Consider the following 20066-nt stretch of genomic DNA (forward strand, 5'->3'; position numbering starts at 1 on the left):
TATCGATTTTATGACTTGGGGCAGTTTGGCTCGCGGCTTTGCTTGTGTATGCTCCGGCGACGTTTCAGGCTCACCATTATAAGAACACTGCCTATGACACCTATTCCCGACCTGTCGGGGCCTTTCATGGAGCCCCGGGTCATCCGCCAGCACTATGCCGTGGAGATGGCAGTGGAGCGCACGCGCTTGCTGTACCAGGGCTCGTTGCTGCCAACCCTGTTCATGCTGCTCAACGGCCTGGTCTGCACCTGGTTGCTGTGGAGCCCCGCGCGCTACCTGCTGCTGAGTGTATGGATGGTCTGGCTGCTGGCGCTGGTGGCCTTGCGGGTAATCCAGGTGGCGGCCTTCGATTCGGCGATACCCAGCCGCCAGGCGCAACCGGTGTGGCAACGCATGTTCCTGCTGGGCTCCACGGTCAGCGGCCTGACCCTGGCCTGCGCCGGCATCGCCCTGGTGCCCACCGACAGCTTCTTGCAGCAGGCCTGGGTCTTCGGCCTGATCGGCGCCGCGATCCTTTCCGCCAGCGTGGCCTATGCGGTCAGCCTGCAGGCCTTCCTGTCGTTCACCCTGCCGTGCCTGTTGCCGGCCATCGCCTACCTGTTCTGGGGCGGTGACGAGCAGCAGCGCGGCTGGGGCTGGCTGGGCCTGATCCTGCTGGCGTCCTTGAGCGTGGTGGCCTGGCAGGTCAATCGGCTGATCCAGCGCGGCCTGTTGCGGCGCTTTCAGAACCAGGCGCTGATCGAGCACCTGCAGGATGCGCAGAACCGCAGCGGCCAGCTCAATCGCGAGCTGGCCCGGGAGGTCGAGCAGCGCCGCAACGTGGAGGAGCGGTTGCGCCAGGCCCAGGCCGGGCTGGAGCAGCGGGTGGCCCAGCGCAGCCTGGAGCTGGACGCCGCCAACCAGGCCCTGGGCAAGAGCGAGGCGCGCCTGGCCCTGGCCCTGGAGGCCAGCGAACTGGGGCTGTGGGACTGGAACCTGCAGACCGACGAGGTCCACCACACGCAGCTCAAGGAGTTGTTCGGCCTGGAGCCGGGCGAAGTCACGGCGATGCTCAGCCACCTCAAGCCGCGCCTGCATCCCGAGGACCTGCCGGTGCTCAAGCGGGCCCTGGTGGAACATCTCAAGGGCCGCAGCGAGGATTACCTGGTGGAATACCGGGTGCTGCATGGCGCAGGCCACTGGGTCTGGGTCGAGGACCGTGGCCGGGCGGTGGAACGCAGCCCCGAGGGCCGGGTCCTGCGCATGGTGGGCACGCGCCGCGATATCAGTGCCGACAAGGAGCAGGAAGTCCAGCGCAACCTGGCGGCCACGGTGTTCGAGGCCGCCAGCGAAGGGATCGTCATCCTCGACCCGGACTATGCGCTGATCGCCGCCAACCAGGCCTTCAGCCAGGTCACGGGCTTCCAGATCGAGGACATGCTCGGGCGCAACGTGGTGGAGCTGTCCTGCAGTCGCGATGCCCGGCGTCATTACCCGCTGATCCACCAGGCCCTGGAGCAGCACGGCAGCTGGCAGGGCGAACTGGTGGAGACCCGCAAGAATGGCGAGCTGTACCCGCAATGGCTGCAACTGAACGTAGTGCGCGACAAGCGGGGAAAAGTCCGACATATCGTGGGCTTCTTCGCCGATCTCTCGGCCCGCCGGGAATCCGAGGAGCGCATGCGCTACCTCACCCACTATGACGAGCTCACCGGCTTGGCCAACCGCTCGCTGTTTCGCGAGCGCCTGCGCGAGGCCCACCAGCGGGTGCGCCAGGGCGGACGCAGCCTGGCGCTGCTGCATATCAACCTGGATCGCTTCAAGCTGCTCAACGATAGCCTGGGCCATGAAGTGGCCGACCAGCTGCTGCAGAAAATGGCCCGGCGGCTGGTCAATGCCCTGCCGGAAGCCGACACCATCGCTCGTTTGTCCGGGGACGAATTCGCCGTGCTGTTCGATGCCTACGGCAGCCTGTCGAGCCTGACCCGGGTCGCGACCCGGCTGCTGAGCAAGCTGCGCCTGCCGATCACCATCGAAGGCCATGAGTTGGTGGTCAGCGCATCCATGGGCATCAGCATGCTGCCGGACAGCGCCAGGGAAATCGCCGCGCTGGTGAGCCAGGCGAACATGGCCATGGCCCATGCCAAGCACCTGGGCGGCAATAACTTCCAGTTCTATACCGAAAGCCTGCAAGCCAGCACCCTGGAACGCCTGCAACTGGAAAACCAGCTGCGCAAGGCCATCGAGGATGACCAGTTGATGGTCTTCTACCAACCCAAGCTGTGCCTGGCCACAGGTCGGCTCAACGCCGCCGAGGCCCTGGTGCGCTGGGAACATCCGGTGCTGGGGCGGGTGCCGCCGGGGGACTTCATCGGCCTGGCCGAGGAAACCGGGCTGATCGGCCCGATCGGCGAGTTCGTGCTGCGCCAGGCTTGCCGCCAGGCCTGCCAATGGCGGCAGCAGGGCCTGGAGCCGATCCGGGTCTCGGTGAACCTTTCGGTGTACCAGCTGCGCCAGGGCAAGCTGGTGAGCCTGGTGCGCCAGGTCCTGGAGGAAACCGGGCTGGAGCCGCACCTTCTCGAGCTGGAGCTGACCGAAAGCCAGCTGCTGGACAGTGTCGAGCACATCATCGCGACCTTCCAGCAACTGCGCGACCTGGGGGTCAAGCTGGCCATCGATGACTTCGGCACCGGGTACTCGTCCCTGAGCTACCTCAAGCGCATCCCGGTGGACTACGTGAAGATCGACCAGGCGTTCATCCGTGGCCTGGCCGAAGGTGGCGAGGATGCGGCCATCACGCGGGCGATCATCGCCATGGCCCACGGGCTGTCCCTGAAGGTAGTGGCCGAGGGCGTCGAGGACCAGGCCCAGTTGACCTTCCTGCGTACCGAACAATGCGACGAAGTACAGGGTTACCTGATCAGCCGCCCGGTGGACGCCCAGGGCCTTGCGCTGCTGTTGCAGGCCCAGTCCTGCTAGCGGCCGGGGCTACGCGCAAAAACGGCTACATAAGGCGTAGCCGGCTGAATATGGGGGGTAGGCAGGTAATTTCCTGATGCATTGAGCAGGCAAAAAGGCGTTTCCTGTAGTATAACTACAAGCTCGCTACATCTCCCGGCACCTGCCGATAACCATGAGTCCCAGCCCTTGAACCTGTTGCAGCACATCGCCCAGTCTCGTCATCTGTTACGCAAATCGGAGCTCAAGGTCGCCGATCACGTGCTCCTCGATCCTGCGGCCGTGATGCACAGCTCCATGGCGGACCTGGCGCATAGCGTGGGTATCAGCGAGCCGACCATCGTGCGTTTCTGCCGGGCCATCGGTTGCTCGGGATTCCAGGACCTGAAGCTCAAGCTGGCGCAGAGCCTCGCGGCCGGGGCCAGCTTCGGCCAGTTCGCGATCCACGAGGACGACTCGGTCGCCGACTACAGCCTGAAGATCTTCGACACCACCCTGCATACCCTGATGGAGGTTCGCGAGAAGCTCGATCCGGTGGAGCTGCAACGGGCCGTGAGCCTGATGTCCCAGGCCCAGCGGGTAGAGTTCTACGGCTTCGGCGCTTCCGGCGCGGTGGCGGCGGATGCCCAGCACAAGTTCTTCCGCCTGCTGCTGACCGCGGCAGCCTATTCCGACCCGCACATGCAGGCGATGTCGGCGGTGACCTTGAAGCCCACCGACGTGGCGATCTGCATTTCCCAGTCCGGTCGCTCCAAGGACCTGCTGATCACCGCCAACCTGGTGCGCGAGAGCGGGGCCAACCTGATCACCCTGTGCCCGAGCCAGACGCCGCTGGCCGAGCTGTCGACGGTCAACCTGGCCATCGACGTGCACGAGGACACCGAGATCTACACCCCGTTGACCTCGCGCATCGCCCACCTGGTGGTGATCGACGTCCTGGCCATGGGCGTGGCCATGGCCCGTGGGCCGAGCCTGGTCAACCACCTCAAGAGCGTGAAGCGCAGCTTGCGCAGCCTGCGCCTGTCGCCCAAGGCGGTCAAAGCCCTGGACGACTGAGCCGGCAGCATCCCGCCTAGGGCAACTCGGCATCGTCCTGGTCGTCGAGGTCGTCCGGTTTCACTTCCGCCAGGGTCCCCGCCGCATTTTCGCTGAGGCTGCGGGCCTGGCCCAGGGCCGCATTGTCCGGCTGGAAGTCCAGCAGCCGTTGCGCCGCCAACAATTGCTCGCTGGCCTCCTCCAGCCGTACCAGCTCCTCGCCATAACCTTCGTAGTCAGTGTCGTCGTCCGACAGGTCGTCGATGCGCCGCTGCTTGGCGCTCAGGTTGGTATGGATTCTTTCCAGCAGATCCTGTTGCTCGCCGATTTCGTCGATGACCTCGTCGACGTCATCTGGGTCGGCCGCAGCGTCGGGCGCCGGCTCCTGGCTCCGGCCGGCGGCGAGGGCGGCCAGGGCGTCGTCTTTGTCCAGGCTGAAGATCGTGGATTGCCCGGCAGATGCTGCGTCGGGGGCTTCTTCGTGTTCGGGTGTGGCCATGGTGGTGCTCTCCAAAAGGAAACAGGGAGGGGTGGTCCAGCTCGGTGCTGCGAGGGTGATAATAGAGAGCGGCTATTTTCCGGTTGACCGAAAATCCGGGGAGGCGATGTCCATTTTTCAAGGAGCGGCAGTCGATGGTCAGGATTCCAGCGTATTTTGAAGTCTTCGAGGTGTTGTGCTGGGGAGCAGGACTGGTTACTTGCACTGCCGATGGTTTTTCCGGGCTCAGGTCCTATGAGGCCAAGCAGAAGCTGTACTACCGGGAATCGAATGGCGTTAAGCAGGGATTGCTAGCGGATTTGCTCAGGTATCTGGTGCAGGATGACCAGGCGCTGGCCGCCAGGCTCCAGCACTATCTGAATCAATACGAGCATCTCTTCTCGATACTGAAATCACGCCCGATCATCACTTACCAGGACTACCCAACGGGAATAGCCCGGTTCCTGGATACGTGGGTGCTACCGCAACTGGCGGTACTCTTGCATCGGTTGGGTGACAAGCTCTCTCCTCGAACGACGCTCCATCATTTCCACACACTGCTGGTCAGCCACGGGGCTGGCGACCTGCAGGCTTCCTCCCTGAAGGCCTACGTAAAAAGCCTGGTTCCAGCCACGGTGGAAGCTGCGGATTTTTTCTATGCCCTGGATAAGACCAGCGACAAATCCCATAAGAAACTCTCCACGATCAACGCCGAGATCGAGAGCCTCGGGGCGGAGATTTCATCCAGCAAGCTGACCGCGGCGCAGCAGCAGGAACTGCTGGACACCATTGGCGGCGCGTACCGGGCGGCGACTGCCCTCAACCGTTTTTCCAAGATGTACAGCGCTGCCCAGGTCGATTCGAAGAGCACGTTGGTCGAACGTTTTCGTCATCACTACGAGGGTGTCTGCGAGCGTCGAAAGCCGGATCGCCTACTGGTTGCGCATATCGGACTGTTCAAGGGGTTCATTGCTTCCCGCTTGCTGGATGCCGATGGAAATCCTTACTTTGAGCACATATTCGATAACTTTTTTCAGCAGATCGCCGCCTGGTCGATCGAGGAATTCGAACCTCTCTACCAGCTTATCCTGGCCACTGAGGAAGTCCCCCGGGACCCCGTGGTGATCGAGCAGGCGTTCGCCAGGCTGCAACGGCATCCGGACTACCCGCTGTTCGCGGCCTTTGGGTTGCAGGTACGGGCCATCCTGGCCCTGGAGGCGTGTGAGACTGCGCGAGCCCTGGAGCTTTATCGGAGCGTCTTGCCGTACGCGGAAAAACAGCAGTTGGGGCATCTGGGGTTCTTCGCCGCGTCCTATGTCATTGCGCTTGAGATTTCGCAGGAAAAGCCCTTGCACTACGGATGCTTGAACCCCTGGATCAGCAAAAGAATTGAATCTGAGCGACAAATCCTTGAACTGCGCATGAACTTTTCCACGGTTTTTCTTTCATCCAATGACTCGCCTGAATGGCAGACCTCGCTACAGGCAGTGTTCTCTTCGATCAGGGAATTCAACAGCGATATGTCTGAACTGACCCGAGTTCCTCTCGAGAGTTTTTGCAACCCGTTGAAAAAGCTCGACGGATTCATGGAAGCGTTCTTCCAGTTGCTTGGAGAGGGGGGCGATGAGGCTCGGTTCGGCAAGCTGATCTGCAAGGCGATCAAGAGCAAGGACAGGGTGCGCTCGGTATTGAGCATGCACACCGCCACGCCCTATGAAGTCCTGCGCGATGAACGGCTGTACGCGCAAACGCTGTTCGGTGGTTCCAAGCTGTACTTCCAGCTGAACCCGCACTTGCATGCGTACTACCGGCTACCGGACGCCCACAAGAAACTCATCCTGCAGGCCCTGAATCCGGAACGTTACCAGCAAGACTCGCAACAGGCCGTTTGAGCCTGGGCGGCGCCGCTCGTCGGGCGCCGCAAGCTTCATCGTTCTGTTACTCCAGTGACGTACAACTGTCATCGGCCTGGCGCATCGTGAAGCCTCCGTACTCGCATTGGGAGACTCGAAATGGCCCGGCCTTACGAAGAGAGCAACAGCGCAGTCAAGACCCGTCGTCAGCAGGAAGACCAACGCCGCATGGAATTTCGTCGTGCGATCGAGCACCGCTTCGAACTGCGGCGCCTGCAACAGGAGATCAACGACTATCCCGAGCAGGATGCCGTCAACTACTGGCAGGGCGCTCCGGCAGCTTCCCGTCAAACCGCTCAACCAGCCCGCTGATCTGCACTCGTTCGCTGCGGATGAATCCCAGGAACGCATGCGCTACCGGTGACAGGCGCTTGGCCTTGGCCTGTACCAGGCACCAGCTGCGCAGCAATGGCAGCTCTTCGACCGGCAGCTCGATCAAGCCGCCGGTCGCCAACTCAAGGTTCAGGGCGTGGCGCGTCAGCAACGCCACGCCCAGACCCGCCCGAACGCATTCGCGCTGTGCTTCCGCCGATGACACTTCGAGGATCTGGGTGAAGTGCACGCGCTTCTCCTTGAAGTATTCCTCGCAGGCCAGGCGGGTGCCGGAACCCTGTTCGCGCAGCACCAGGGTGTAGGGCTCCAGGTCTTGCAGGCGCAGGGCTCCCATGTGGCTCAGGGGGTGGTCCGGGGGCGCCACGGCAACGATCGGGTTGTTCAGGAATGGCAGGAATTCCAGTTCCATGTCCTGGGGCACCATGGACATGATCACCAGGTCGTCGCGGTTGTCGGAAAGGCGCCGGATCACCTGGGCGCGGTTGACCACGGTCAGTTGCAAGTGGACTTCCGGGTGCTGGCGCTTGAAGGCGGCGAACAGGTGCGGCACGAAATACTTGGCGCTGGACTCTACCGCCAGCTTGAGCTGGCCTTGCAGCGAGCCCTGCATGTCGGAGAGCTGCATATCGAGGTTCTCCAGGCGCCCGAAAATGTCCCTGCTGGCCCGTTGCAGGGCTTCGGCGGCTTCGGTCATGTAGAGCTTCTTGCCGACATAGTCGAACAGCGGCTGGCCGATCAGTTCCTCGAGTTGGCGGATCTGCAGGCTGACCGCCGGCTGGGTCAGGGACATTTCCTCGGCGGCCCGGCTGTAGGAGCGTAGATCGCAGACTTCGTTGAAGATCTGCAACTGGCGCAATGTCAGGCGCATCAGGGACTTACGCATGCTTCAAGGGCTCGCGCCGGGGCTGGAGGCAAAACTATAAGTCTTTACTTATGGTTATCCCAATAATTATTGATTTTTGTTAATCCCTTCGCGGAGCTAGTGTGTCGCTGCGACTGACTTGAAACATTTGGTCACGCGCCGACTCGGTCTAGCGGGTCGTTTGTTTCAACGGCTCAAGGGAAACTCCAAGTGATAAAAAAGATCCTGATTGCCAACCGTGGTGAGATCGCCGTACGAATCGTGCGTGCGTGCGCCGAGATGGGCATCCGTTCGGTGGCGATCTTCTCCGACGCCGACCGCCATGCGCTGCACGTCAAGCGCGCGGATGAAGCCCACAGCATCGGTGCCGAGCCCCTGGCGGGCTACCTCAACCCGCGCAAACTGGTGAACCTGGCGGTGGAAACCGGCTGCGATGCCTTGCATCCCGGCTACGGCTTCCTTTCGGAGAACGCCGAACTGGCGGATATCTGCGCCGAACGTGGAATCAAGTTCATAGGCCCGGCCGCGGATGTGATCCGTCGCATGGGCGACAAGACCGAAGCCCGCCGCAGCATGATCAAGGCCGGCGTACCGGTGACCCCTGGCACCGAGGGCAACGTCGCCGATATCCACGAGGCCCTGCGTGAAGGCGACCGCATCGGTTATCCGGTGATGCTCAAGGCCACCTCCGGTGGTGGCGGGCGTGGTATCCGTCGCTGCAACAGCCGCGAGGAACTGGAACAGAACTTCCCCCGGGTGATCTCCGAGGCCACCAAGGCCTTCGGTTCGGCGGAAGTGTTCCTGGAGAAATGCATCGTCAATCCCAAGCACATCGAGGCGCAGATCCTCGGTGACAGCTTCGGCAACGTGGTCCACCTGTTCGAGCGCGACTGCTCGATCCAGCGCCGCAACCAGAAACTCATCGAGATCGCCCCGAGCCCGCAGCTGACTCCCGAGCAGCGTGCCTACATCGGCGACCTGGCGGTGCGCGCGGCCAAGGCGGTGAACTACGAGAACGCCGGCACCGTGGAGTTCCTGCTCGCCGATGGCGAGGTGTACTTCATGGAGATGAACACCAGGGTGCAGGTGGAACACACCATCACCGAGGAAATCACCGGCATCGACATTGTCCGCGAGCAGATCCGCATCGCCTCGGGCCTGCCGCTTTCGGTCAAGCAGGAAGACATCCACCACCGTGGCTACGCGTTGCAGTTCCGGATCAACGCCGAAGACCCGAAGAACAACTTCCTGCCCAGCTTCGGCAAGATCACTCGCTACTACGCCCCCGGCGGCCCGGGCGTGCGCACCGACACGGCGATCTACACCGGCTACACCATTCCACCGTTCTACGACTCCATGTGCCTGAAGCTGGTGGTCTGGGCGCTGACCTGGGAAGAAGCCATGGACCGCGGCCTGCGGGCCCTTGACGACATGCGCTTGCAGGGGGTCAAGACCACCGCGGCGTACTACCAGGAAATCCTGCGCAATCCGGAATTCCGTAGCGGCCAGTTCAATACCAGCTTCGTCGAAAGCCACCCGGAACTGACCAACTACTCGATCAAGCGCAAACCCGAAGAGCTGGCCCTGGCCATCGCCGCCGCCATCGCCGCCCACGCAGGCCTATGAACAAGCAGCGGCAAGCGTTTAGCGACAAGCGCCAAGCTAGAGCCGATCGGCTTTTACTTGCAGCTGTCGCTCGCAGCTTGCCGCTATGAGGAGATACCAATGACTAAAAAAATCTTCGTTACCGACACCATCCTGCGTGACGCCCACCAGTCCTTGCTGGCTACCCGCATGCGCACCGAAGACATGCTGCCGATCTGCGACAAGCTCGACAAAGTCGGCTACTGGTCGCTGGAAGTCTGGGGCGGCGCGACTTTCGATGCCTGCGTGCGCTTCCTCAAGGAAGATCCGTGGGAGCGCCTGCGCCAGCTGCGTGCCGCACTACCCAACACTCGCCTGCAAATGCTCCTGCGCGGCCAGAACCTGCTGGGCTACCGCCACTACAGCGACGACGTGGTCAAGGCCTTCGTGGCCAAGGCGGCGGTCAACGGCATCGACGTGTTCCGCATCTTCGACGCCATGAACGACGTGCGTAACCTGCGCGTGGCCATCGAAGCGGTGAAGGCCGCCGGCAAGCACGCCCAGGGCACCATCGCCTACACCACCAGCCCGGTGCACACCATCGAGGCCTTCGTGGCCCAGGCCAAGCAAATGGAAGCCATGGGTTGCGACTCGGTGGCGATCAAGGACATGGCTGGCCTGCTGACGCCGTTCGCCACTGGCGAGCTGGTCAAGGCGCTGAAGGCCGAGCAGTCGCTGCCGGTGTTCATCCATTCCCACGACACCGCCGGCCTGGCCGCCATGTGCCAGCTCAAGGCGGTGGAAAACGGCGCCGACCATATCGACACCGCCATCTCCAGCTTCGCCTGGGGCACCAGCCACCCGGGCACCGAGTCCATGGTCGCGGCCCTCAAGGGCAGCGAGTTCGACACCGGCCTGGACCTGGAACTGCTGCAGGAGATCGGCCTGTACTTCTACGCCGTGCGCAAGAAGTACCACCAGTTCGAGAGCGAATTCACCGCAGTGGACACCCGGGTACAGGTCAACCAGGTGCCGGGCGGGATGATTTCCAACCTGGCCAACCAGCTCAAGGAGCAGGGCGCCCTCAACCGCATGAACGAAGTGCTGGCGGAAATCCCGCGGGTGCGCCACGACCTGGGCTACCCGCCGCTGGTGACCCCGACTTCACAGATCGTCGGCACCCAGGCGTTCTTCAACGTGCTGGCCGGCGAGCGCTACAAGACCATCACCAACGAGGTGAAGCTGTACCTGCAGGGTGGCTACGGCAAGGCTCCGGGCGAGGTCGACGAGAAACTGCGGCGCCAGGCCATCGGCAGCGAAGAAGTCATCGACGTGCGCCCGGCCGACCTGCTGAAGCCGGAAATGACCAAGCTGCGCGGCGAGATCGGCGCATTGGCCAAGTCCGAGGAAGACGTGCTGACCTATGCGATGTTTCCGGACATCGGCCGCAAGTTCCTCGAAGAGCGTGAAGCCGGGACCCTGGTGCCGGAAGTCCTGCTGCCGATCCCCGAGGCCGGCGGCGTCAGCAAGCCGGGCGGCGAGGGCGTGCCGACCGAGTTCGTCATCGACGTCCACGGCGAGACCTACCGCGTCGACATCACCGGTGTCGGCGTCAAGGCTGAAGGCAAGCGCCACTTCTACCTGTCCATCGACGGCATGCCGGAAGAAGTGGTGTTCGAGCCCCTCAACGAGTTCGTCGGCGGCGGCAGCAGCAAGCGCAAGCAAGCCAGCGCGCCAGGCCACGTCAGCACCACCATGCCGGGCAATATCGTCGATGTACTGGTCAAGGAAGGCGACGTGGTCAAGGCCGGCCAGGCCGTGCTGATCACCGAAGCCATGAAGATGGAGACCGAAGTCCAGGCGGCCATCGCCGGCAAGGTCGTGGCCATCCACGTGGCCAAGGGCGACCGGGTCAACCCGGGCGAGATCCTGATCGAGATCGAAGGCTGATCCACGGCCTTTATCTGCAACGTTTTACCTCGGGGAGGCTACGGCCTCCCTTTTTTTGCCTGTCATTCGGGGCTGCGACTCTCGGTCTGGTCGTGGGCCGCCATGGGTTCTGATTTCGGCGAATTTGGTAAGTGCATTTAAATGCATATATGTTCTCGATTATTGTTGTATGTCTGCATTAAAATGCATATTTACACCAATCAGCATGATAGAAGTGCATTAAATTGCAGGTAATAAGATGTATCGGCTGACGCTGCAACTCTACCGTTCGGGGGCATGGACCGACGCCATGACCCTCTGCTTCGACAAGCCCGAGGAGGGCTTCAACAGCCCGTGCAGCTTCGGTTATGTGCGGCAGTATCTGGTGGATAACCTGGAGTCGGTCGCCAGTCCGTTGGCCTGCTCGGTCAGTGGGTCGCTGCCCCTGGGCTGGGAGCCGATACGCGAATCCCGGGCTCCGGCATTTCTCTATGACATTGCCCCGGCCGGCGATGCCCGGCGTTTCTTGCTCGGCCAGATCGGTCGCGAGTGCCCTGCGGGCGTCGCTGCCGAGCTGTTCCTGTTGGCTCGGGCGACCGCCGCGCCCATCGGTCATCTGCGCATCAAGGAGTCCCTGGTCGGTTTGGCCGGGCGGCCCTTGCAAGGGTTTTCCCGGGAGGCGGTGGTGGCCGGCGACCAACGTTTCGTCGAGTACATGCATGAGCAGGGCGCAGCCAGGGGCGCCGGTGGCGAGGCTCCCAAGCTGTTGCTGACACAGAACCGGGCCGGCTTGCTGTATCCCGATGCACTGCTGGAGGATGCCGCTGCAGCCCAGCATTGGCTGGTCAAGTTCCCTCGTAACCGGGTTGCCCAGAACGACTGCGACATCCTCAGGAGCGAGTTCCACTACTACCGCGCCTTGCAGCAGCTGGACATCGAGACCGTTCCTGCGGCCGGCCTGGCCCTGGAGGAGGGACACGTGCCCAGCTTGTGGCTGCCGCGTTTCGACCGTCGTGTCGGCCCGGCTGGCGTCGAGCGCCTGGCGCTGGAGTCGATCTATTCGCTGGCAGGGCTGGTGGGCTACGACCAGGGCATGCGCCATACCGAAGTGCTGGGGACCCTTGCCGAGCTGTGGCGAGCGGCGGGGCAGGAGGCCTCGATCCCCGAGCTGGTGGCCGACTACCTGCGCCGGGAGCTGATCAACAAGATCCTCGGCAATCCCCATAACCATGGGCGCAACATCGCGGTGATCCGCGGTGAAGACGGCGTGCGCCTGGCCCCGATCCATGACCTGGCCCCCATGGTGATGGATACCGCGGGAATTGCCCGCGCCACCAAGTGGCCCGGACGCATGGAAGTGGCCGGCGAGGTGGACTGGCGCCTGGTCTGTGCCAGCCTGCGGCCGTTGCTCGATCCTGAGTTGGCCCTGGCGCGCCTGCGCGTGGATGCCGAGCGCCTGCGCGCCCTGCCGGACCTGCTCGATGCCGGAGGCCTGCCGGCGGCCACCATGAACCATCCAGGTGTCCACCTGCGTCACCTGGACCGACGCCTGCAAGAGTGGGGATTACGATGAGTACGGCCCTGGATGAACGCGCTGGATTGATCGACGACATCCAGCAGGAGCTGGCCACTGGCCGCTTGCCGCTTGGCGATGCGGTACGACGCCTGCGCACCGAGGTCACCGGGCTGCACCAGAGCCAGTTCGCCAAGATGTGCCGGATTTCCTTGCGGACCCTGGTGCACATCGAGCATGGCGACGGCAATCCGACCCTCAAGTCGCTGAACGCGGTGTTCAAGCCCTTCGGCATGCAGATGGGAGTGGTGAAGGTGCAGCGCGCCAGCCGCGCCCGAGCCTTGCCAGGCGATTGAGGACACCCGCTGCGCATGGGGCGCGGCGGGTACCGTTCATTGCCCCGGGATCTGCTCCCGGCACTGCGCCAGGCTCCTCAATTGCCCGTGTGGGTCCTGGTTGGCATCGCCCAGCCACTGCTCGAAACCCCTGGCGATGGCCGGCCATTCCGAGTCCAGGATCGAGAACCAGGCGGTGTCGCGATTCTGCCCCTTGGCCACCATGTGCTGGCGGAACACCCCCTCGAAACTGAAGCCCAGGCGCTCGGCCGCATAGCGCGAGCGGGCATTGGCGTTGTTGCACTTCCATTCCAGGCGCCGGTAACCCATGGCGAAGGCCTCCCGGGCCAGCAGGTACACCGCCTCGGTGCTCTTGGGCGAGCGCTGCATCGGTGCGCCGAAGGTCACGTGGCCGATCTCGATGCGACCATGGGCCGGGACGATGGACATCAGGCTGAGCACACCCTGGGCCTGGCCTGTGGCGAGATCGATCACAGTGAAGAAGTATGGGTCGCTGCTGCGTTCATGGCCTGCCAGCCAGGCGTCGAAGGCCGGGCGCTCTGGGTAGGGGCCGTAGGGCAGGAAGTCCCAGAGCACGGGGTCGGCGTCCGGGCCTTGCAAGGCCTGGAACAGCTCATCGCCATGGCGCGCCGGATCGAGTTTCTCCAGGCGGATGAAGCGCCCTTGCAAGAGGGTGGCCGAGGGGGCGGGGACGCCTTGCCAATCGGTGAGGGAAGTCGACATTCAATGGCTCCTGGGCAGGTTCACAGAGGTTTGCGGAACTGGATGAAGCCCGGGCGCTCGGCGATGCGCTCGTAGAGCTGGATGGCCGTGGCGTTGGTTTCGTGGGTCAACCAGTGGACCTTGGCGCAACCGTCCTGCTTGGCCTGGGCGTAGACGAACTCGATCAGCTTGCGACCGACCCCAGTGCCGCGCTGTTGCGGAGTCACCAACAAGTCTTGCAGGTAGCAGGCGTTCTCGATGCTCCAGTTGGAGCGGTGGTAGATGAAATGCACCAGGCCCACGGCGCGTTCGCCATCCCAGGCCAGGGCGGCATGGGTCGGCTCGCTGGCATCCAGCAAGCGCTGCCAGGTGCTCTGGGTCACGGCATCCGCCAGTTCGGTCTCGTAGAACCGCAGGTAGGCCTGCCACAGGGGCAGCCAGGCGGCGTGGTCGGCGGCGGTGACGGTGCGGATCTGGATCTGGCTCATGAAGGCTCCTTGATTGTTGAAGTATTAGCGCATCAGGTGGGATAGCTGCTGGTCGCGCAGGTCGGTGCTGGCCGCCAGGCCCTCGCGGACTCCGGCCATGTCCCGGGCGTCACGGTTCTGGCTGAGCTTGCGCTTGCCCTCCAGGCGCTGGATCGGCAGGGCGAAACCGACGATGGCCTTGAGCATGCTGTCGATGTAGTCGGCGGGGGCGTCCTCGACCTTCCAGGGCTGCTGGCGGCCAGCTTCGTGGCGCTCGGTGAGGGCACCGACCAGCTTGAGCAGGCGCTGCGGCTCGTGGAACACCTCGGCCTGGCCGTAGGCATGCACCGCCACGTAGTTCCAGGTAGGTACCACCTTCCCGTGTTCGGCCTTGCTCGGATAGAACGACGGGCTGACGTAGGCATCGCCGCCTTCGAAGATCACCAGCGCCTCGGCACCGGCAGCCAGCTCCGCGCATTGCGGATTGGCCTTGGCCAGGTGGCCGTAGAGGGTGCCATTGGCCCCTTGGCCGGCCTCCAGCAGCAGCGGCAGGTGGCTGGCCTGCAGGCCCAGGGCGCCACAGGTCACCAGGGTTGCCAGGCGGCAGTCATGGATCACCTGGTGCAGGCGGGAGAGGTCTTGGTCAGCGAAAGCGCGAGGTAGGTACATGTGGAAAATCCTTGGCGATTGGCTGCATCCTAGGCAGGCTAATGGTTCATGGTAAGAGCCATTTCCGTTCTATTTCATAGGTCCAATTCCCTGGGTACGCGCCAATGAACAGTGCCTTGCCTCCGCTGTCCTTCAACCCTGCCGGCATCGTGCTGGACCGCCGCCAGGGCCTCAGCCGCCAGCTCTACCAGGCCCTGAGCCAGCGGGTGCTGGACGGGCGCCTGGCTGGCGGTACGCGCTTGCCGGCCAGCCGTGAACTGGCCAGCGCCCTGGGCCTCTCGCGCAACAGCGTGGTCCGGGCCTACGACCAGCTGTATGCCGAGGGCTTCATCGAAGCACGGGTCGGCGACGGCACCTACGTGGCCCAGTTGCCGCAAACCCGATTGCCGGCCAACAAATTATCCACAAAAGTATCCACAGGCTTTTCAACAGGCTTACCCACAGACTTATCCACAAAATCCGCTGATTTAACTGTGGTTACATCCAGTGGATTGGTCTCAAACAGCACTTTGCAGCGCCTGCAAAAACATCATCTGAGCACCCATCCCAGCGGTCCGCCCCGAGCATTCCGGGTCGGCGTGCCGGCCTTCGACCTGTTCCCGTTCGAGGTCTGGGCCAAGCTGAATGCGGCTTTCTGGCGCAAGCCAGAGTTGCGCCACCTGTGCTATGGCGATTCGGCTGGCGAGGCGCGCCTGCGCAGCATGATCGCCGCCTACCTGCGCAGTACCCGGGGCCTGCAATGTACGGCTGAACAAATTGTGATCACCAGTGGCGCGCAACAGGGCATCAGCCTTTGTGCACAACTGCTGGTGGAGCACGGTGACCCCGTGGCTGTGGAAAACCCGGGCTACCGCGCCGCCGGCCACGCCTTCGCCATGGCCGGTGCACAACTGCACGGTATAGCGGTGGACCAGGAGGGCATCGATTGCCGCCAGCTGGCACAGTTGCACAATTGCCGCGTGGCCTATGTCACGCCGGCCCACCAGTACCCCACCGGGGTGGTCATGAGCCTGGCCCGGCGCCTGGAATTGCTGGCCTGGGCCGAGCAGACCCAGGGTTGGGTGGTCGAGGACGACTACGACGGCGAGTACCGCTACAGCGGTGCACCCCTGGCGCCCCTGGCGGCCCTGGATCGCCAGGGGCGGGTGATCTATGTCGGCACCTTCGGCAAGGTGGCCTTTCCGGCGCTGCGCCTGGGTTACCTGGTGTTGCCGCCGCACCTGGTACAGGCTTGTGTGCGGCTGCGGGCAGTGGAAATGCGCCACTCGGAAGTCAGTACCCAAGCGGTGATGGCCGAGTTCATGGCCGCCGGGCATTTCCAGCGGCATATCCGGCGCATGCGGCGCGCGGCCCTGAGCCGGCGCAATACCCTGCTCGAAGCCTGGCCGGCGGCCATCGAGGGGGTCGGGCCGCTGCCCGGGGTGACGGCGGGGCTGCACCTGACGGTGCGCGTCGACAGCCTGGCCCGGGAGCAGGAACTGCAGGCCCAGGCTGCCAGCGTCGATGTCGAGGTCAGCGCCCTGAGCCGTTACTGGTTGCCGGACAGCGTGACGCCCGAGGACCAGCGGGCCGGCCTGGTGCTGGGGTTCGCGGCGGTACCGGAAGCCGACATTCGTTCGGCCATGGCGCGCCTGCGCCGGGCCTGGCGGGTTTGACGGGTATACTTCCGGGCATTTCCCTTTCGAGACCCCCTATGAGCCAGTCCCTTTCCCTGGCGCCTGAACGCAAGTTCGGCGCGCCGTTGTTCGCCTTGCTGCTCCTGGTGGCCGGCGCCCTGTTCCTGCAAGTGGAGGTGGGCGCGCGCCAGGTATTGCTGTTGCTCCTGGGGGCGGCCCTGGGCCTGACCCTCTACCACGCGGCGTTCGGCTTCACCTCGGCCTGGCGGGTGTTCATCCGCGATCGACGTGGCGCGGGCCTGCGCGCGCAAATGGTCATGCTGGCGCTGGCGGTGCTGCTGTTCTTCCCGGCCCTGGGGGCCGGCACGCTGTTCGGCCAGCCGGTGACCGGCCTGGTGGCGCCGGCCGGGGTATCGGTGATCTTCGGGGCCTTCATCTTCGGCATCGGCATGCAGCTGGGCGGCGGTTGCGCGTCCGGCACCCTGTTCACCGTCGGTGGCGGCAACGCGCGGATGTTGGTGACCCTGGCGTTCTTCATCTGCGGCTCGCTGATCGCCACCCATCATGTGCACTGGTGGTTCGCCCTGCCTTCGCTGCCGCCGATCTCCATCGTCCAGAGCTTCGGCGTGGGCCCGGCCCTGGGTTTGAGCCTGTGCCTGTTCGCCCTGATCGCGATGCTGACCCAGGTCTTGGAAAAACGCCGCCATGGCAGCCTCGAAGCGCCCGTGGGCAGTACGCACCAGGGCTGGCGGCGCTTGCTGCGCGGTCCTTGGCCGCTGGTCTGGGGCGCGGTGGCCCTGGCTCTGCTGAACTTCGTCACCCTGGCCCTGGCCGGGCGGCCGTGGGGCATCACTTCGGCATTCGCCCTGTGGGGAGCCAAGCTCGCTGGCGGGCTGGGCCTGGATGTCAGCCAGTGGGTGTTCTGGCAAGGCGCGGCGAATGCCAAGGCCCTGGCGGCCCCGGTATGGCAAGACATCACCAGCGTCATGGACATCGGCATCGTCCTGGGGGCCTTGCTGGCGGCGGGCCTGGCGGGACGCTTTGCCCCGAGCCTGAAGATTCCCCCCCGGTCCCTGGTGGCGGCGGTGATCGGCGGCTTGCTGCTGGGCTACGGTTCGCGCCTGGCCTATGGCTGCAACATCGGCGCCTATTTCAGTGGCATCGCCTCCGGCAGCCTGCACGGCTGGTTGTGGCTGGTGGCGGCCTTCATCGGCAATGGCGTGGGGGTGCGGTTGCGGCCCTGGTTCTTCGCCGAGGAACGGGCGCCCCAGGGCCTGACCGGCTGCTGATGGCTGGTGACGGCGAGGGAGCTTGCTCCCGCGCGACCGTGTAGCGCTCGTGAAGCGGTTCTTGCGGGATGTCAGGTACAGGCGGCTAGCCGGCCTTGGCTTGCTGCGCAATCCGCTGCGAGCAAGCCGCAGGGGGTAATGATCAGGTGCCCGACTTGATCTTGGTCCAGGCCCGGGTCCGCGCCCGCTCGGCATCACGGGGCAGCGGCCGGAGCGTATACAGGGTGTTCATGGCTGCTGCGGTGGGGTAGAGGTTGGGGTTGTTGCGGATCGCTGGGTCGACCTTGTCGGTGGCGTCCTTGTTCGGGTTCGGATACCCGACAAAGTCGCTGACCGGCGCTATCACCTGGGGTTGCAGCAGGTAGTTGATGAAGGTGTAGGCGTCTTCCGGGTTCTTCGCGCCCTTGGGGATCGCCAGCATGTCGAACCAGATCGGCGCGCCTTCCTTGGGCAGGCGCATGTCCACGGTCACGCCGTTCTTGGCTTCCCGGGCACGGTTGGCGGCCTGTGAGAAGCTCCCCGAGTAGCCCACCGCCACGCAGATGTCGCCGTTGGCGATATCGGCCATGTACTTGGACGAGTGGAAGTAGGTGATGTAGGGGCGGATCTTCAGCAGCAGCGCCTCGGCCTTTTCGTAGTCCGAAGGCTTCTGGCTGTTGGGGTCCAGGCCCAGGTGCTGCAGGGCCAGGGGCAGGATCTCCGACGGCGAATCCAGCAGTGCTACGCCGCACTGCCTGAGCTTGCTGATGTTCTCCTCCTTGAAGATCAGGTCCCAGCTGTCCACTGGCGCCTGCTCGCCCAGGGCCGCCTTGACCTTGTCCGGGTTGAAGCCGATCAGGATGGTGCCGTACATGTAGGGCACGGCGAAGCGGTTACCCGGGTCGTTGGCTTCGATCAGTTGCATCAGCTTGGGGTCCAGGTGGTTCCAGTTGGGCAGCTTGCTGCGGTCCAGGGGCTGGAACACCCCGGCCTCGATCTGCTTGGCCAGGAACACGTTGGACGGCACCACCACGTCATACCCGGAGTTACCGGTGAGCAGCTTGGCCTCCAGGGCTTCGTTGGTATCGAAGATGTCGTACACCAGCTTGACCTGGCTGTTCTGCGCCTTGAAGTCTTCCAGGGCCTTGGGGGTGATGTAGTCGAACCAGTTGTACACCCGCAGGGTGCGTTCCTCGGCGTGGGCAGCGGTGCCCAGCAGGCAGGCGCACAGGGCGGGAGCGATGAGGCGTTGGAGTCTTGGCATGTTGCGGGTTCCTTACTGGGCGCTCTGGAAGCCTTCGAGAACGTTGACGGCGTTGATGCCGATTTCCGCGACTGCATAACCGCCCTCCATGACGAACAGCGTCGGTTTGCCGAGGGCGGCGATGCGCTTGCCCATGGCCAGGTAGTCCGGGCTGTCGAGCTTGAACTGCGAGATCGGGTCTTCCTTGAAGGTGTCGACCCCCAGGGACACCACGATGACGTCGGCGCCGTAGCGCTCGATTTCCCCACAGGCCTGCTCCAGGGCCGCACTCCAGGCGTCCCAGCCGCTGCCGGCGGCCAGCGGGTAGTTGAAGTTGTAGCCTTCACCGGCTCCTTCGCCGCACTCGTCGGCATACCCCAGGAAGAACGGGAATTCGGCTTCAGGGTGGCCGTGGATCGAGGTGAAGAGCACGTCGCTGCGCTCGTAGAAGATCGACTGGGTGCCGTTGCCGTGGTGGTAGTCGACATCGAGGATCGCCACCTTGCCATGGCCCTGGTCGAGGAAGGCCTGGGCGGCGATGGCGGCGTTGTTCAGGTAGCAGTAGCCGCCCATCAGGTCGCTGGCGGCGTGATGTCCCGGTGGCCGGCACAGGGCGAAGGCGCTACGGGCGCCGCGCTGGATCACCGCCTGGGCGGTCAGGGCGACTTGCGCCGCGCTGTAGGCTGCTTGCCAGGTGCCGGCAGTGATCGGCGCGCCGCCGTCGAAGCTGTAGTAGCCGAGCTGGCCGTGCAGGCTGCTGGGGATCACGCTGCGCAGGGTGCGTGCCGGCCAGGTGTAGGGCAGCAGGTCGCCGTCGATGCCCTTGGCTGCCCAACGCTCCCAGGCGCCCTTGAAGAACTCCAGGTACTCGCGGCTGTGGACGCGCTGGATCGGCTCCAGGCCGAAGTCCTTGGGCGCCTCCACCGGCCCCAGGTTGCGGTACTTCACTCGGTCCAGCACGTGGTCGGCCCGGGAGGGCATTTCGAAGCAAGGCATCAGTTGCCCGTCTATCAGTTCGCAACGGCCATGGTGCAGGTGGTGATCGTCCGAGTAGATCGTCAGCATTTTCTTGTTCTCCGCAGGCTGATTCGGTGGCTCACAGTCTTGCGGGGCGCGGGGTTTTGGAGAACGGCGGGAACGGCCAAAAGAGGATCGATATGG

Annotated in this window: 17 protein-coding genes; 10 read left to right on the forward strand and 7 right to left on the reverse strand. The window is 64.0% G+C overall.

What is annotated here, in order from left to right; translation table 11 throughout:
- The first annotated feature begins 93 nt into the window (after nt 1–93).
- Both CAG11_RS01000 and hexR read left to right on the forward strand, forming a co-directional pair.
- Nucleotides 94–2958 (forward strand): bifunctional diguanylate cyclase/phosphodiesterase, encoded by a 2865-nt coding sequence (locus tag CAG11_RS01000; RefSeq protein ID WP_085594075.1) that lies wholly within the window; start codon nt 94–96, stop codon nt 2956–2958.
- A 168-nt stretch (nt 2959–3126) separates the two neighbouring features.
- Nucleotides 3127–3993, forward strand: coding sequence for a transcriptional regulator HexR (gene hexR, locus CAG11_RS01005; RefSeq protein ID WP_022641942.1), 867 nt, complete (start codon nt 3127–3129; stop codon nt 3991–3993).
- 16 nt (nt 3994–4009) lie between these two features.
- Here the strand turns inward: hexR and CAG11_RS01010 are convergent, their stop codons facing one another.
- Nucleotides 4010–4471, reverse strand: coding sequence for a hypothetical protein (locus tag CAG11_RS01010; RefSeq protein WP_085594077.1), 462 nt, complete (start codon nt 4469–4471; stop codon nt 4010–4012).
- 134 nt (nt 4472–4605) lie between these two features.
- On the opposite strand from CAG11_RS01010, the gene CAG11_RS01015 reads away from it, so the two are divergent.
- Nucleotides 4606–6342: a hypothetical protein gene (locus CAG11_RS01015; RefSeq protein WP_085594079.1), complete on the forward strand. Its 1737-nt coding sequence runs from the start codon at nt 4606–4608 to the stop codon at nt 6340–6342.
- Between the two features lie 120 nt (nt 6343–6462).
- Complete coding sequence (locus CAG11_RS01020) at nt 6463–6675, forward strand: PA3496 family putative envelope integrity protein (protein ID WP_085594081.1); 213 nt, start codon at nt 6463–6465, stop codon at nt 6673–6675.
- Here CAG11_RS01020 and CAG11_RS01025 read toward each other — a convergent pair.
- Entirely contained in the window at nt 6617–7579 is a 963-nt protein-coding gene (locus CAG11_RS01025; protein WP_053133507.1) for a LysR family transcriptional regulator, read from the reverse strand. The genes CAG11_RS01020 and CAG11_RS01025 overlap by 59 nt on opposite strands.
- Before the next feature lie 189 nt (nt 7580–7768).
- Here CAG11_RS01025 and CAG11_RS01030 point away from each other — a divergent pair, with 189 nt between their 5' ends.
- The 4 genes from CAG11_RS01030 to CAG11_RS01045 all read left to right on the forward strand — a co-directional run bounded on the left by CAG11_RS01030 (nt 7769) and on the right by CAG11_RS01045 (nt 12940).
- The gene (locus CAG11_RS01030; RefSeq protein ID WP_022641940.1) at nt 7769–9184 is read left to right on the forward strand and encodes an acetyl-CoA carboxylase biotin carboxylase subunit; all 1416 of its coding nucleotides are present in this window, start codon (nt 7769–7771) and stop codon (nt 9182–9184) included.
- A gap of 99 nt (nt 9185–9283) precedes the next feature.
- Nucleotides 9284–11092 carry a sodium-extruding oxaloacetate decarboxylase subunit alpha gene (oadA, locus tag CAG11_RS01035; RefSeq protein WP_085594083.1) on the forward strand — a complete coding sequence of 603 codons (1809 nt, stop codon included), beginning with the start codon at nt 9284–9286 and terminating at the stop codon, nt 11090–11092.
- A 289-nt stretch (nt 11093–11381) separates the two neighbouring features.
- Complete coding sequence (locus tag CAG11_RS01040) at nt 11382–12644, forward strand: HipA domain-containing protein (RefSeq protein WP_085594610.1); 1263 nt, start codon at nt 11382–11384, stop codon at nt 12642–12644.
- On the forward strand, nt 12641–12940 hold the full coding sequence (locus CAG11_RS01045; protein WP_022641937.1) for a helix-turn-helix domain-containing protein: 300 nt from the start codon (nt 12641–12643) through the stop codon (nt 12938–12940). The genes CAG11_RS01040 and CAG11_RS01045 overlap by 4 nt, the downstream gene beginning before the upstream one ends.
- Before the next feature lie 36 nt (nt 12941–12976).
- Here CAG11_RS01045 and CAG11_RS01050 read toward each other — a convergent pair whose 3' ends face one another.
- The 3 genes from CAG11_RS01050 to CAG11_RS01060 are packed head-to-tail and all read right to left on the reverse strand — an operon-like array spanning nt 12977 to nt 14778.
- Nucleotides 12977–13663 (reverse strand): GNAT family N-acetyltransferase, encoded by a 687-nt coding sequence (locus CAG11_RS01050; RefSeq protein ID WP_085594085.1) that lies wholly within the window; start codon nt 13661–13663, stop codon nt 12977–12979.
- Nucleotides 13664–13683: 20 nt separating this feature from the next.
- Nucleotides 13684–14130 (reverse strand): GNAT family N-acetyltransferase, encoded by a 447-nt coding sequence (locus tag CAG11_RS01055; protein ID WP_022641935.1) that lies wholly within the window; start codon nt 14128–14130, stop codon nt 13684–13686.
- Nucleotides 14131–14154: 24 nt separating this feature from the next.
- The gene (locus CAG11_RS01060) at nt 14155–14778 is read right to left on the reverse strand and encodes an FMN-binding negative transcriptional regulator (protein WP_085594087.1); all 624 of its coding nucleotides are present in this window, start codon (nt 14776–14778) and stop codon (nt 14155–14157) included.
- Nucleotides 14779–14882: 104 nt separating this feature from the next.
- Between CAG11_RS01060 and CAG11_RS01065 the strand changes: the two genes are divergently transcribed.
- Complete coding sequence (locus CAG11_RS01065; RefSeq protein WP_085594089.1) at nt 14883–16433, forward strand: PLP-dependent aminotransferase family protein; 1551 nt, start codon at nt 14883–14885, stop codon at nt 16431–16433.
- A 38-nt stretch (nt 16434–16471) separates the two neighbouring features.
- Nucleotides 16472–17683, forward strand: a complete 1212-nt coding sequence (locus CAG11_RS01070) for a YeeE/YedE family protein (protein WP_085594091.1) — start codon at nt 16472–16474, stop codon at nt 17681–17683.
- A gap of 142 nt (nt 17684–17825) precedes the next feature.
- On the opposite strand, the gene CAG11_RS01075 is transcribed toward CAG11_RS01070, so the two are convergent.
- Together CAG11_RS01075 and CAG11_RS01080 are read right to left on the reverse strand one after the other, a co-directional pair.
- The gene (locus CAG11_RS01075) at nt 17826–18926 is read right to left on the reverse strand and encodes a polyamine ABC transporter substrate-binding protein (protein WP_085594093.1); all 1101 of its coding nucleotides are present in this window, start codon (nt 18924–18926) and stop codon (nt 17826–17828) included.
- A gap of 12 nt (nt 18927–18938) precedes the next feature.
- Nucleotides 18939–19970, reverse strand: a complete 1032-nt coding sequence (locus CAG11_RS01080) for a histone deacetylase family protein (protein WP_085594095.1) — start codon at nt 19968–19970, stop codon at nt 18939–18941.
- Nucleotides 19971–20066 lie beyond the last annotated feature (96 nt).

The sequence above is a fragment of the Pseudomonas sp. B6(2017) genome (assembly GCF_002112765.1).
Taxonomy (GTDB): Bacteria; Pseudomonadota; Gammaproteobacteria; order Pseudomonadales; family Pseudomonadaceae; genus Aquipseudomonas; species Aquipseudomonas piscis.

Bases quoted from the DNA above. Each gene is read 5' to 3' on its own strand.
- CAG11_RS01075 (WP_085594093.1), bottom strand. From the start codon at position 18,926: ATGCCAAGACTCCAACGCCTCATCGCTCCCGCCCTGTGCGCCTGCCTG.
- CAG11_RS01050 (WP_085594085.1), bottom strand. From the start codon at position 13,663: ATGTCGACTTCCCTCACCGATTGGCAAGGCGTCCCCGCCCCCTCGGCC.
- CAG11_RS01065 (WP_085594089.1), top strand. From the start codon at position 14,883: ATGAACAGTGCCTTGCCTCCGCTGTCCTTCAACCCTGCCGGCATCGTG.
- CAG11_RS01015 (WP_085594079.1), top strand. From the start codon at position 4,606: ATGGTCAGGATTCCAGCGTATTTTGAAGTCTTCGAGGTGTTGTGCTGG.
- CAG11_RS01040 (WP_085594610.1), top strand. From the start codon at position 11,382: ATGACCCTCTGCTTCGACAAGCCCGAGGAGGGCTTCAACAGCCCGTGC.
- CAG11_RS01055 (WP_022641935.1), bottom strand. From the start codon at position 14,130: ATGAGCCAGATCCAGATCCGCACCGTCACCGCCGCCGACCACGCCGCC.
- CAG11_RS01020 (WP_085594081.1), top strand. From the start codon at position 6,463: ATGGCCCGGCCTTACGAAGAGAGCAACAGCGCAGTCAAGACCCGTCGT.
- CAG11_RS01060 (WP_085594087.1), bottom strand. From the start codon at position 14,778: ATGTACCTACCTCGCGCTTTCGCTGACCAAGACCTCTCCCGCCTGCAC.
- CAG11_RS01010 (WP_085594077.1), bottom strand. From the start codon at position 4,471: ATGGCCACACCCGAACACGAAGAAGCCCCCGACGCAGCATCTGCCGGG.
- CAG11_RS01025 (WP_053133507.1), bottom strand. From the start codon at position 7,579: ATGCGTAAGTCCCTGATGCGCCTGACATTGCGCCAGTTGCAGATCTTC.
- oadA (WP_085594083.1), top strand. From the start codon at position 9,284: ATGACTAAAAAAATCTTCGTTACCGACACCATCCTGCGTGACGCCCAC.
- CAG11_RS01000 (WP_085594075.1), top strand. From the start codon at position 94: ATGACACCTATTCCCGACCTGTCGGGGCCTTTCATGGAGCCCCGGGTC.
- CAG11_RS01045 (WP_022641937.1), top strand. From the start codon at position 12,641: ATGAGTACGGCCCTGGATGAACGCGCTGGATTGATCGACGACATCCAG.
- CAG11_RS01070 (WP_085594091.1), top strand. From the start codon at position 16,472: ATGAGCCAGTCCCTTTCCCTGGCGCCTGAACGCAAGTTCGGCGCGCCG.
- CAG11_RS01080 (WP_085594095.1), bottom strand. From the start codon at position 19,970: ATGCTGACGATCTACTCGGACGATCACCACCTGCACCATGGCCGTTGC.